Origin of the sequence: Pseudoflavonifractor sp. An187, assembly GCF_002160275.1 — a bacterium.
Taxonomy (GTDB): Bacteria; Bacillota; Clostridia; order Oscillospirales; family Oscillospiraceae; genus Enterenecus; species Enterenecus faecium.
Genome location: NZ_NFKG01000011.1, coordinates 1 through 13,591, shown reverse-complemented (window position 1 = coordinate 13,591; position 13,591 = coordinate 1). Strand labels below are relative to the sequence as shown.

Below are 13,591 nucleotides of genomic sequence, written 5' to 3'. Positions count from 1 at the left end.
GCTATCATAGAACATCATTGGAACCATATCACCAGGAGGTGGCACTGTGGCATTTGAGAACTTGATGGGCGCCAACTACAAAGGCGAATGCCCAACTTTAAAGCGTCTTTATCAGCAAAATAAGCGGGCGTTCCAGGGTATTCAGGAACAGCTGGCCAAAAACAATCTCATTCCCTTGTTCGGGGCTGGGTTCACTGGATATGTCTATCCCGTCTGGCCTTCCCTTCTTGAGAAGATGGCAGAACCCTTCCCCAACTGTCAGACCCAGCTGGAAGACCAGCTGAATGCCGGGCAATTTGAAGAGGCCGCCTCCACCCTCTGCGCCGAAATGGGGGAGTTTGAATTTCAGGAAGAACTATGTCAAACCTTTGGCCCCCGTACCGTGCCGGTCGCTATGAAAAAGCTGACCCCGGCCCGGAAGGCCATCCTCCGGATTTTCAACGGCCCCATGATGACCACCAATGTGGACTTGTGCCTGGAGGAAATCTATGACCACCGTTTGGAGGTACTCTGCCCTCACACCGAATACCACCTACCCCAGGCTGACCGGGCTCTCCAGACGGCTGCCCCCATCCTGTTCAAGCTCCACGGCAGTGTGTCAGACCGGGAGCACATGGTCTTTACCAAAGAGGCTTATGACACCGTCTATCCCTGCTCCCAGGAGCCCACCCCGTTGTCCAAAACCCTGTCCTCCATCTTCCGCTCCCGGCCTGTCCTCTTTCTGGGCTGTTCCCTGGGCACCGACCGGGTTGTACAGGTGCTGAACGCCTGCTGTGAACACCGCACTTATTTCGCCCTGGTGGAGTTGCCCAAGGAAACGGAAAATGAAGCCAATCCCTGGGAGCCGTTGCTGGTCAACGCCGACGGCACAGAAAATGATGCTTACCGTCAGCGTCGAAAGTTTATGTCCAAACACCACATCCAGTGCATCTGGTACCCCTGCGGTCAACATGATGCCCTGGACTGGTTTCTCCAGGCCCTGCTCCCCCCTGAGGCCCCCACGCCCAAGAAGCGTTCCCCCATCCCTGCGCTCCGCCGCTCCCTGGTGGGCCGGGATGTCTTCATCCAGAACCTCTATGAGCATTGCACCAACCACTCCGCCCCCGTCTTTGTCACTGGTATAGCTGGGCAAGGCAAGACCGAGGTGTGCCATGCTGTGCTGCGCCGATTGGAGAAAGACGGCCACAACATTCTCTATGTCCCAGCCACCGGGATTCAGTCCCCCGCTCTGCTGTGTCAGACCATCGCCCAGAGGACGGGCATTCCCACCCTCCCTGACGACAAGGCCAGTGATCTTCCCGGCTATCTGGACTATCTCCAGGATGGTCTGTCCACCCGCTCCGGTGCCGTCCTCTATTTGGACAACTTCGAAGACGTGTGGCATGCAGCTCAGGAGGATGAACGGCTACCGATTCTGGAATTTCTGGCCCGACTGTGCCGGATGGACCTCCCGGTGCTGCTCTCCAGCCAGGTGGCCCCCACCTCCTATGATGTCCCCCAGGATGTGCTCCCGTTGGAATCCTTAAATCGCAAGGACGGCAAAGACCGAGAACTCTTTCAAGCCGTCTATCACGAGAAAAAAGGCCATTTGCCCCTGGAGGGACAGGCCTTTGAGGACCTCCTCCAGCAGTTGGACGGCCATCCCCTCTCCATCCTCCTCACCGCCACTCTGGCCGCCCATGCCCCCAGCTGGGAAAACGTGTTGGAGCGGTGGACCCACGCCCAGCAGAAGACCTCCAACCCCCGACACACCAGCCTGGACACCGCCCTGCAAGCCGTCTGGGACGCTCTGAGTCCTTCCACCCAGGCCATTCACCTGTGGGGGCTCATCGCCCTGTACTATGGCCCCCTGGAATACCCCCAGCTCATGGAGCTGGCCAAGAATGAGCAGGAGCGGGAGCAGTGGACAGACAGCATTGCCCAGTTGTGTGATGCCTGTCTGGTGGACTGGGACGACACTGGGGCCGCCCTGGTGATGCTCCAGCCTGTGAAAGAGGGGTTCCTTCTGCTGGCTGAGGGGGATGCGGTAGTCTCCTGTGTCCTCCAGTGGTATGACCACTATGGTCCCATTCTGGAGCAGGCCAACGATTTACATCATAGCAATTATCATGCATCCCACACCTGCGTGGTAGAACACCTGCCCCAGCTGTTCCACCTGTTGGAGCGGATGCTGGCACCAAAGTGGCAAGAACAGCTATATCCTGCCATCGCTTTATTCACACAAAAACTGCATAATTATTTTCAGTTTTCCACTCCACAAGGATTGGACATCTTAAAAAAGCTGCTTTCCTTTATTCAGCAGCAGGAAAACCGTTCCCTGGAGGGACTGATTTCAAAACAACAGGCCGACCTCCTAACCCGCACCGGGCAGCTCCAACAAGCCCTGGACCTCTATGCCCAGGCCGAAACCTTGTATCGCCAGGAGCAGGCCAACCTGGGCCTCGCAAACACCCTCCAAAGCCGGGCCGACCTCCTATCCCGCACCGGGCTGCCCCAACAAGCCCTGGACCTCTATGCCCAGGCCGAATCCTTGTATCGCCAGGAGCAGAATAACCTGGGCCTCGCCAACACCCTCCAAAGCCGGGCCGACCTCCTCCGCCGTACCGGACAGCTCCAACAAGCCCTGGACCTCTATGCCCAGGCCGAATCCTTGTATCGCCAGGAGCACCACAACCTAGGCCTTGCAAACACACTCAAAAGCCGGGCCGACCTCCTATCCCGCACCGGGCAGCTCCAACAAGCTCTGGACCTCTATGCCCAGGCCGAATCCTTGTATCGCCAGGAGCAGGACAACCTGGGACTCGCCAACACACTCCGAAGCAGAGCTTTTCTTTATCTGGATTCTAATGATTACGCTCAAGTACTGACACTCCTATTCCAAGCCCTCCCCCTCTACGAATCCGAACAAGAACCTTGGGGCATTGCTCTCACCTGTGCCCTGCTCTCTCAGCTCTGTCCTCTGTTTGAGGAGCAGGCGCACCAGGCCCCAGCTCTGGAGCAGCGTGCCCGGGAGATTGCGGAGACGCTGCCCCCCAACCAAAAGGAAATTATCCTTTCTATCCTGGATAACAAGGATTAATCCTTCCGTTTCCATTCCCCATAAACAAGGAAAGACGGTGCAGACCACCTATCAGTCTGCACCGTCTTTTTTCATACAACAGCCTTTTTACCCCCTTGATTTTCTCTCATGGGGTCCCTTTCCCTGCTCCTTGCGTCGGTCGGCGGTGTCTTGCACTGCCTGCGGCAGCCATAGGCAATGGCAGTCATCCAGAGGGATGGGAATTTCCTGAATCGAATCCCCCGGGGACGGCCGTTTCAAATGGTCGGGCAAATACGTCAGCCCCACTTCCCGCAGGGACAAAACGCCCTCATGCAGCCATCCCACCGGCTGATTGTCGCAGTACAGGCAGTAGCACCCAAACATCTTTTTGACCCGGACATTTAATCCCTGCAACGCATCCAACCACGTCTGAACAACTCCATCCTCTGGATATCCCATTCTTTTTCCTCCTTTTCCAGTAATCCTGACAACTTTCGGTTTATCTATCCTGATTATACCTCATTTTACTCTGTCAGCACAGGGGTGTGTTTGCAACGTACGGAAATTTCGCCTTTGTAGTTCCCCGATTCAGGCTTGCCCAGCCCGCTGCTTTCCTGGCATTGCCCTGATGGATTCGGGAGGGGCAAGCCCCTCCCCTACCACAGCGACCTGGCTCCCGGCGGCGGGAACGCCGCTTCTCCAGGGCAGGCCCGGAGGTGAAAACCGCCTGGCCATAGGGCCAGCTACCCAAGGTGGCCTGGTGTGGTGGCAGTACCAGGAGCCACAGCAAGGGTGACGGGCCGAATCCAGACTTGACGCATTCCCGGCCTCGTACCCAAGGGGGGTACCTAGGGGGAACGCCCTAGGCGGGTTTTGGTGACTTTTGACCGGGCAAAAGTCACCCCCAGCGGGGAGCGTCCCCGCCAGGCTGGCAAGGCGGAGAGAAGGCCGGGAAGAGGTCAATTTTTCAGGCCGTGAAGCATAGCAAAAGGAGCGCCGCAGCTGCGGCGCTCCTGTTCTGATATCTCTATGGGGTTTTAGTGCACGTCCAGCACATCGGTGCCGTGCTCCACCTGGCCCTCCGTCACCAGCTGGCAGGTGTCGAAGTCGTCCACGTTGCCCACCACCACGGGGGTGATGGTGCGGTAGCCAGCGTCCTGGATGGCCTTGCGGTCCATGGTGCCTATGAGGTCACCGCAACGTACCTTGTCGCCCTGGCGAATGGTGAGCATGAAGGGCTTGCCCTGGAGCTGCACCGTGTCAATGCCCATGTGCACCAGCACTTCCAGGCCGCCGTCGGTCTGGATGGTGAAGGCGTGCTTGGTGTCAAACACCATGGTCACTTCGCCGTCCACGGGGGAATACACCTTGTCGTCGTCAGGCTCCACGGCAAAGCCATCGCCCACCATCTTCTCGGAGAACACGCCGTCCCCCACTTCAGACACGGGGATGACCTTACCGGTGAAGGGGCTGGCCACCATGCCGCCCTTCACAGCGGGAGCGGCCTCGGTCTTGGCCTCCACAGCAGCAGGCTCCTGATAGTTGGCCAGGTAGCTCTCCACGTTGGAGCGGATGACAGACACCCGGGGGCCGTACACGATCTGGACACCCTTACCGGCCACGATGACGCCGGAGGCTCCGGTGGCTTTCAGAACCGCCTGATCCACCTTGGCACCGTCCTTGACGGTGCAGCGCAGGCGGGTGATGCAGCAGTCCACGTCGGAGATGTTGTCCTTGCCGCCCAGACCACGGACGATCTCGGCGCTGAGGGCGTCGTCACTGTTGCCGCCCTTGGTACCCTCTGCGCCCTTCTTCTGGGCGTCCACGTCCTGGCGGGTGTACAGCTTGATCTCGCCGGCGTTCTCCTCACGGCCGGGAGTCATGTAGTTGAACTTCTTGATCATGAAGGAGAACACCAGGAAGTAGAGCACGAAGTAGACCGCGCCCACGATGACCACCCAAATCCAGCTGGTCTTGGCGTTGCCCTGCATGATGCCGAAGAGGGTCAGGTCGATGAGGCCGCCGGAGAAGGTCATACCCACGCCCACGTTGAAGATGTGCATGAGCATGTAGGCAGCACCGGCGAACACGCAGTGGACGATGTACATGGCGGGAGCCACAAAGAGGAAGGTGAACTCCAGGGGCTCAGTGATACCGGTAATCATGGAGGTGAGAGCGGCGGAGAGCAGCAGGCCGCCCACCACCTTACGGTTTTCCGGCCGGGCGCAGCGGTACATGGCCAGAGCAGCGCCAGGCAGGCCGAAGATCATCAGGGGGAACTTACCGCTCATGAAGCGGGTAGCAGCCACGGAGAAGTGCTCAATGCCGGGGGTGGCCAGCTCGGCAAAGAAGATGTTCTGAGCGCCCTCCACCAGGTGTCCGGCCACGGTGGCGGTGCCGCCCACAGCGGTCTGCCAGAAGGGGATGTAGAACACGTGGTGCAGGCCGAAGGGGATGAGGGCACGCTCGATGAAGCCGTACAGCCAGGTACCGGCGTAGCCGCTGGCCAGCACAAAGCCGCCCAGGTGATTGATGCCAGTCTGGATGGTGGGCCAGATGTAGTACATGGCGATGCCCACCACCAGGTAGGTGGCGGCGGAGATGATGGGGACGAACCGGGTGCCGCTGAAGAAGGAGAGCACCTGGGGCAATTGAATCTTATAGAACCGGTTGTGCAGGGCTGCCACACCCAGGCCCACCATGATGCCGCCGAACACGCCCATTTGCAGGGAGTTCAGGCCCACCACAGTAGTGGTGGCGCCGGACAGGTCGGGGGCGCCGAAGGCGTTGATCATGGCCCCTATGGTGGCGTGCATCACGAAGAAGGCGATGGCTGCCGACAGGGCCGCCACTTCCTTCTCCTGCTTGGCCATACCGATGGCCACACCCATGGCGAAGATCAGAGGCAGGTTGTCAAAGACCACCGAACCGGCGGCGTTGAGCACCTGCAAAATGGCGTAGATGAAGGTGCCGGGGCCCATGATGCCCATGAGGCCGTAGGTCTCCAGCATGGTGGTGTTGGTAAAGGACCCGCCGATGCCCAAAAACAGGCCCGCTACGGGCAGAATGGCGATGGGCAGCATAAAGGAGCGGCCCACCCGCTGCAATACGCCGAATACTTTGTCTTTCATCAGAAATTCTCCTCCTTTGCTTGTCCCATGGCCAGGGCCAAGCGTTGTAAATGAACGGTCAGAAAGGTGAGTTCCTCGCCGGGCAGATCCAGGTCAAAAACCCGTTTCAGCCGCTCCTTCACCCGCAAAGCGCAGGCAAAGGCCTGGGGATAGTGCTCTCGGATCATCCCCTGGAAGGTGGCATCCTCCCGGGCCTGGGGCCTGGGCCGAGCCAACCGCTGGCCCAAGAATTTCAGGTGGGTGATGAGCCGCTCGTAGTCCAGCCCCTGCTGACAGGGGGCAGCACCATAGAACTCCGCCACCTCCGCCATGATCTCACGCACCAGCTCGGTGATGCGCACCATGTCCGACATGCGCCCGTCCAACTGGGCGTTGACGATGTGCAAGGCGATGAAGCCCGCCTCGTCCTCGGGCAGCTGCACCCCCAAGGCGCTCTCGATGATCTCCAGGGCCATCTGACCCACCTCGTACTCCTGGGCGTAGAAGGTTTTGATCTCCCACAGCAGCTGATTGGGGTAGTACACCCCGTTTTTGTGCCGCTGGAGGGCAAAGGAAATATGGTCGGTGAGGGTGATGTACACATTCCCCGACAGGTGCCGACCCAGCAGACGCTCGGCGCTCTCAATGATCTGGGTGCTCACCTCCAGGTACTCCGGAGGCAGCTCCACCATCAGCTGGGTCAGGCGCTGGGATTGACTGTGGTCTTGCAGGGCGTACACCTTCTCCACCCGGGACGGGGCTACCACGTCCCCTGGGGCTTTTTTAAAGCCGATGCCGGGTCCACGCAGCACCACCTCGTGGCCGCTGCTGTCTTTGGCGCACACAAAATTGTTGCCGATGGCTCGGACAATGCGGTATGCGCCAGGCTTTTGGTTTTCCGGTGGAATGTTTTCCATGTGCTCACCTCCTCTGAGAAAAAATAAAAAGACCAAACCTACAGTGCCATATTGCCATATACGGATATGGTTTCCCACTGCATCGGTTTGATCTTGCCTGCTTGACCAGTCACAAGTCCCTTTGAAATTGTCCAGGGACAGAATAGCGCACTGACATGGGTTTGTCAAGAAAGAATCCTCGAATCCACCGACTTTTGTCAGCCCACACAGATTCACAGGGTGTATTTTTGTGAAAAAACACGGGCGCCCCCCTGATGGGGTGCGCCCGTGTCCGCTATTTCTTGCCGCAGCGGGAGCAGTCTCCCGAGCAGCCGCTGCACTGGCCACGGAGCTGGCGGCGGATGGTGCGCACCAAGTACCACACCGCCCACACCGCCAGGGCCGCCACCAGGGCATAAATCACATATTTCATAGAAAACTCCTTAAAACAGCAGCATTCCCACCTGGAACACCACAAACGACACCAGCCAGGCCGCCGCCAGCTGCCAGAGGATGGAGCGAGCGGTCCACTTCAAGCTGCCCATCTCCCGCACCATGGTGGACACGGCCGCCACACAGGGCACATACAGCAGGATGAACACCAGGAAGGCGTAGGCGGCTACAGGGGTGTGGAAGGTGCCGGACAGAGCGGTGGCCACCGTGGCCCCGGCGTCCAGAGTGGACACGCCGTAGAGCAGGCACAGGGTGGACACCACCGCCTCCTTGGCCACCAGGCCGGTGAGGATGGCCACAGCGGCCTGCCAGGTGCCGAAGCCCAGAGGCCCAAACACGGGGGCCAGCAGAGAGCCGATGGTACCCAGCATAGAACGGCTGGGCTCCTCCACCATCACCAGGCCGTGGGAGGTGACGCCGAAGCTCTGGAGGAACCACAGCACCACGCTCATGGCCAGAATCAGGGTACCCGCCTTCACCAGGAAGCCCCGCACCCGCTCCCACACATGGGTCAGACAGTTTCGGACGGTGGGCAGGCGGTAGGGGGGCAGCTCCAGCACAAAGGCGGCGGGCTCGCCCCGGAACATGGTGTGGCGCAGGATGATGCCGGACACAATGGCGCACAGCAGGCCCAGCACATACAGGGAGAAAATCACCAGACCCGCATGCTTGGGGAAGAAGGCGGCGGTCATCAGGCCGTACACCGGTAGACGGGCGGAACAGGACATGAAGGGCACCAGCATCATGGTCATGCGGCGGTCCTTCTCATTTTCCATGGTCCGCGCCCCCATGATGGCGGGGACAGTACAGCCAAAGCCCATGAGCATGGGGATGAAGGCCTTACCGGACAGGCCGAAGCGGCGCAGCACCCGGTCCATGATAAAGGCGGCCCGGGCCATGTACCCGGAGTCCTCCAGGAAGGACAAAAACAGGAACAACAGGGCGATCTGGGGCAGGAACACCAGCACGCCGCCCACGCCGGACAGCACGCCGTCCACCAGCAGAGAGGACACCCAGGGGGCGGTGCCTGCCTGGTCCAAAACGCCGCTGACCACGCCAGCCAGCCAGTCGTTGAAGAAGTAGTCCACCCCGTCGGCCAGAATCTGGCCGGGGCCGAAGATGATGCCGAACAGGGCCAACATCATCACCAAAAACACGGGGACCGCCAGGAAGCGGTGGGTGACAATGGCGTCAATTTTATCCGAGAGGGTCATGGTGCCCAGGGGCTGGCCCCGCTGCACTCCCACCTTCACCACCCGCTGAATGAAGCGGTAGCGGGCGTCGGCAATGAGGGTCTCCCGGTCACCCAGGGGGTAGGCCTGTTCATAGCTCTGGGCCACCCGGTCCACCTTCCAGCGGGTGGCCTCGTCCAACCCCAGGGCCTTCTCCACCAGTTCGTCCCCCTCAATGAGCTTGATGGAGGCCCAGTGGGCGGGGATACCCACGGCGTAGGCCCGGTCGTGGATGAGGGCGTCCACTTGGTGGTGGATGTAGTGGGTAAAGTCGTCGTACAGGTCGTCGGGCTCCACGGTGAAGCCGGTGTGCATCTGGTGGTGGGCCTCCTCCAGCAGCTTCTGGATGTTCTGGCCCGTGCGGGCGGTAATGGGGATGACAGGGACACCCAGGGCCCGGGAAATCCGCACCAGGTCCAGCTTATCTCCCCGCTTTTCCACCTCGTCCATGAAGTTCAGGGCAATGACCATGGGCCGCTCCAGCTCCAGAAGCTGGGCGGTGAGGTACAGGTTGCGCTCTAAGTTGGTGGCGTCCACAATGTTGATGATGGCGTCGGGGTGCTCCCCCACCACAAAGTCACGGGCCACAATCTCCTCCATGGAGTAGGGGGAGAGGGAGTAGATGCCGGGCAGATCCACGATGGTCACGTCCCGGCCATCCACATGGGCCACGCCCTCCTTCTTCTCCACCGTGACGCCGGGCCAGTTGCCCACATACTGGTTGGACCCGGTGAGGGCGTTAAAGAGGGTAGTTTTGCCGCAGTTGGGGTTGCCCACCAGGGCAATTTTCATCTCACGGACGTCGTGGTTGTCCTGCTTGCTGCCCCCGTGCTCCCGCTGATGGTGCTCGTGGGCCTGGGTCATCCGCCGCACTGTCTCCTGGTCAGGGGCAGTGTGCTCAGGACGCGTGCCGTGGGGCTCCTCCCCAGGGGCACACAGGAGGATGTTGCAGGCATCCTCCTTGCGCAACGACAGCTCATACCCCCGGAGATTGACCTCGATGGGGTCGCCAAAGGGGGCAATCTTCCGCACCGTCACTTTGGTGCCGGGGGTCAGCCCCATATCCACCAGCCGACGCTTCACCGGGCCCCGGGGGTTGTTGATGGCCCGAATGATACCGGATTGCCCCGGCTCCAGCTGTTGTAAAGAGAGGTTCTGCTTCTCTTCTTGAACCATACTCGCTCACCTCGTTCTCTTATCATGCTAACTGCGGTATTGTACACCTCCTTACTGGGAATTGCAATGTGCGGAGTGTACGAAAAAGAAAACGCTCCGCTGGGGTCCATTTTGACTGGCCAAAATGGACGAAAAGCCACTTAGGGCGTTCCCCCCTAAGGACCTCCCTTGGGTCAGCAGCCCTAAGCTGTCGGAGCACTCCAAACCGGCCCAGAGATAAGCCGATACTCTGTGCCGCTATATCCGCTACCGCTGCATGTTCTAGTGTGGGAAGCACTTGCCCCAGAAGGACAGGGCCTGCCGTAGGTGGTATATGCCCGCCTGCACCCAATTCAGACGCTGTTACCAAAGAAGCACCATAGTTCTACGCAGAAGATGTCAGCGACAGCGGCGCAAGGAGGACGGCCAATTCCCAATACCTCAGCGTCGGTGTGGGATACTCCAGCGCCATGTAAGGAGACCTCAGGGGGTACCTAGGGGTACAACCCCTAGGCGATTCTTTCCCCCATTTCTCCTCGGGAGAAATGGGGCCCAGCGGAGCGCGTCCCCCGGCTGGCAAGCCTGAAATGAGGAAAAACCCGCTTTCAGCTCTTCATCGCTGAAAGCGGGTCTCTTTTTATATAGACTTTTTATGATACAGCATCCGGCTGGCGTTCAAAATGGCGATCACCGCCACCCCCACGTCGGCAAACACCGCCTCCCACATGGTGGCCACGCCGAAAGCGCCCATGGCCAAAAACAGCCCCTTCACCCCCAGAGCAAAGACGATATTCTCAATGACAATGGCCCGGCACTTGCGGGCAATGGACATGGCAGTGAGCAGCTTGGCGGGGTCGTCGTCCATGAGCACCACGTCGGCGGCCTCAATGGCGGCATCCGAGCCCATGCCGCCCATGGCCACACCCACGTCCGCCCGGGACAGCACCGGGGCGTCGTTGACTCCGTCGCCCACGTAGGCCAGAGCGGTACCCTCCGGCTTTTGCTCCAGCAGCTGTTCCAGCTGGTCCACCTTGTCCTGGGGCAGCAGCTGGGCGTGGACCTGGTCCAGCCCCAGCCGTTGGGCCATCTGCTCGCCCACCTCCCGGCTGTCCCCGGTGAGCATCACGGTACGCACGCCCTGGGCCTTGAGCTGGGCGATGGTTTCAGCGGCGTGGTCCTTCACCTGGTCGGCAATGAGAGCAAAGCCCAGATATCGGCCCTGGGCCGCCACGTGCACCACCGTCCCGGCGGGGACGTCCTGGGCAGGGGTAAAGCCGTGCTGCGAGAGAAAGACCGCATTGCCCGCCAACACCTCCACCCCGTCTACCGTGGCGCAGACGCCCCGGCCGGGAATCTCCTCCACGTCGGTGACGGTGTGGTCCTTCACGTCTCCCTGCCAGGCACGGCGCAGAGACTGGGCAATGGGGTGGTTGGAATGGCTCTCCGCCAGAGCCGCCCACCGCAGCAGGGGCTCCTCTTCCTCGTCCCGGACCGGATACAGCCCGGAGAGGGCAAATTTTCCCTGGGTGAGGGTACCGGTCTTGTCAAAGACTACGGTTTTTGTCTTAGCCAGCAGCTCCAGATAGTTGCCGCCTTTCACCAGCACACCCTGCCGGGAGGCCCCGCCAATGCCACCAAAGAAGGCCATGGGAATGGAGATGACCAGGGCGCAGGGGCAGGAGATGACCAGGAAGATGAGAGCGCGGCGCACCCACTCCCCCCAGTGTCCGGTAACCAGGCCGCCTACAATGGCCAGAGCCGCAGCGCCCAGCACCACCACCGGGGTATACCAGCGGGCAAAACGGGTGATAAAGTGCTCCGCTTTGGCCTTTTTGGCGGCGGCATTCTCCACCAACTCCAAAATTCGGGCCACGGTAGACTGGCCAAAGGGACGGCTGACCTCAATGTGCAACAGGCCTGTGAGATTGACACAGCCGGAGCTGACCTCCTGGCCCTCCTCCACGTCCCGGGGCATGGACTCGCCGGTGAGGGCGGCAGTGTCCAGGGAGGAGGAACCCTCCACCACCACACCGTCCAGGGCGATGCGCTCGCCGGGGCGCACCACCAGGGTCTCCCCCACCTGCACCTCGTCCGGGTCCACAGTGACCTCTTTGCCCTTTCGCAGCACGTGGGCGCTGTCCGGGCGGATGTCCATGAGCTGGGCAATGGAGCGGCGGGACTTGCTCACCGCCAGGCTCTGGAACAACTCGCCCACCTGGTAGAAGAGCATAACTCCCACCGCCTCGGCGTACTCACCCAGCACCAGAGCGCCCAGGGTGGCCACGCACATGAGGAAGTTTTCGTCAAAAATCTCGCCGTGGGCGATGTTGCAAATGGCCTCCCACAGCACATCCCACCCCACTACAACATAGGGGACGAGGAAGATGGGCAGCCGCCACAGCCCCCACGCCTGGGGGGTGAGCACCGCCGCAATGAGCAGTATGCCCGCCACGAGGATGCGGGCCAAGGTCTGTTTATGCCGTCTGGTCATGGCTGTTCACATCCTCACTTGACGATACGGCAGTGACGCTCCACCCGGGAGATGCACTTCTGGGCCTCCGTCACAATCTCATCAAAGCGGCCGTCCTCCGCCTCCAGGGTCAGCTTCTGGGTCATAAAGCTGATGGAGGCACTGTGTACCCCGGGCAGTTTTCCGATGGCCTCTTCCATCTTGCGGGCGCAGTTGGCGCAGTCCAGCTCTTCCAGTTTGAATACCTTTTTCATACCATTACCCCCTGTTGTTCCATAATATGTTCCATGCCCTGGGCGATGATCTTGCGTACGTGGTCATCGGCCAAGGAGTAATACACCGTTTTCCCCTCCCGGCGGGGCTTCACCAGCCGCCCGCCCTTGAGGATGCGCAGCTGGTGGGATACCGCCGACTGGGTCAGCCCCAGCAGTTGGGCCATGTGGCACACGCACAGCTCCGACTCAAAGAGGGCGTACAAAATCTTCATGCGGGTGGAGTCGCCAAAGAGCTTGAACAGCTCCGCCACGTCGTACAAACACTCGTCGGTGGGCATCATCTCCTCCACCTGTTCCATGTTGTGGCCGTGGCAGCAGTTCTCCGCCGCCAGTTTCTTCCCGTCCTGGTCCATGTCTGCTCCTCCTTTCAAACAACATATGAACATCTGCTCATATATTAGCACATTCAAGTATGGGTGTCAATGGGGCTGGGAGGAAAAATACAACGGATGCAGAGTTAAACCTGCATCCGTTGTTTGTTCGTTCTATGGGTTCTCTATTCCAGCCCTCTGGCCTGGGAGTTCATGTATCTGTCAGGCCCAAAGGCACCTCGGTGCAAGGGGGACTGTCTGCCGTCAGGTAGACGATGTGGTGTTCTTCTAACCACACATGGTTTCGGCTTGCCAGCCTGGCGGGGACGCTTCCCGCTGGGGGTACCTTTTGACCGGGCAAAAGGTACCAAAACCCGCTTAGGGCGTTCCCCCCTAAGGACCTCCCTTGGGTACAAGGCCGGACCTGCGTCAAGCCTAGGTTCGGCCCGTCACCCTTACTGTGGTTTCTGTCACTGCCACCACACCAGGCGACCTTGGGTAGCTGGCCCTACAGCTGGGCAGTTCCCATGTCCGGGCCTCCCCTGGAGAAGCGGCGTTCCCGCCGCCGGGGGTTTTGCTGCACCATCCTGTTGCGCTGCGGTAAGGGCCGTGGCTTGCCCGGCCCGTTGGTTCCCTTGTATTGCCCTGG

The 13,591-nt window shown here is 60.4% G+C and carries 9 protein-coding genes; 1 reads left to right on the top strand and 8 read right to left on the bottom strand.

Annotated features, from left to right (window positions below):
* Positions 1–46: 46 nt before the first annotated feature.
* Entirely contained in the window at positions 47–3,079 is a 3,033-nt protein-coding gene (locus B5F22_RS06410; protein ID WP_087391869.1) for a tetratricopeptide repeat protein, read from the top strand.
* An 87-nt stretch (positions 3,080–3,166) separates the two neighbouring features.
* Here B5F22_RS06410 and B5F22_RS06405 read toward each other — a convergent pair whose 3' ends face one another.
* The 8 genes from B5F22_RS06405 to B5F22_RS06375 form a co-directional block, all read right to left on the bottom strand.
* On the bottom strand, positions 3,167–3,499 hold the full coding sequence (locus tag B5F22_RS06405) for a hypothetical protein (protein WP_087234002.1): 333 nt from the start codon (positions 3,497–3,499) through the stop codon (positions 3,167–3,169).
* Positions 3,500–4,077: 578 nt separating this feature from the next.
* Positions 4,078–6,171: a PTS transporter subunit IIABC gene (locus tag B5F22_RS06400; RefSeq protein ID WP_087391867.1), complete on the bottom strand. Its 2,094-nt coding sequence runs from the start codon at positions 6,169–6,171 to the stop codon at positions 4,078–4,080.
* Positions 6,171–7,067 carry a PRD domain-containing protein gene (locus B5F22_RS06395; protein WP_087233998.1) on the bottom strand — a complete coding sequence of 299 codons (897 nt, stop codon included), beginning with the start codon at positions 7,065–7,067 and terminating at the stop codon, positions 6,171–6,173. Before B5F22_RS06395 ends, B5F22_RS06400 begins: the two co-directional genes overlap by 1 nt.
* 274 nt (positions 7,068–7,341) lie before the next feature.
* The gene (locus B5F22_RS12010) at positions 7,342–7,479 is read right to left on the bottom strand and encodes a FeoB-associated Cys-rich membrane protein (RefSeq protein ID WP_143482199.1); all 138 of its coding nucleotides are present in this window, start codon (positions 7,477–7,479) and stop codon (positions 7,342–7,344) included.
* A gap of 10 nt (positions 7,480–7,489) precedes the next feature.
* Positions 7,490–9,907: a ferrous iron transport protein B gene (gene feoB, locus B5F22_RS06390; protein WP_087391864.1), complete on the bottom strand. Its 2,418-nt coding sequence runs from the start codon at positions 9,905–9,907 to the stop codon at positions 7,490–7,492.
* A gap of 616 nt (positions 9,908–10,523) precedes the next feature.
* A complete protein-coding gene (locus tag B5F22_RS06385; RefSeq protein ID WP_087391862.1) occupies positions 10,524–12,377 on the bottom strand; it encodes a heavy metal translocating P-type ATPase in 1,854 nt (617 codons plus the stop codon).
* 14 nt (positions 12,378–12,391) lie between these two features.
* A complete protein-coding gene (locus B5F22_RS06380; RefSeq protein ID WP_087233992.1) occupies positions 12,392–12,610 on the bottom strand; it encodes a heavy metal-associated domain-containing protein in 219 nt (72 codons plus the stop codon).
* Complete coding sequence (locus B5F22_RS06375; RefSeq protein ID WP_087391860.1) at positions 12,607–12,984, bottom strand: metalloregulator ArsR/SmtB family transcription factor; 378 nt, start codon at positions 12,982–12,984, stop codon at positions 12,607–12,609. Before B5F22_RS06375 ends, B5F22_RS06380 begins: the two co-directional genes overlap by 4 nt.
* Between the last annotated feature and the right edge of the window lie 607 nt (positions 12,985–13,591).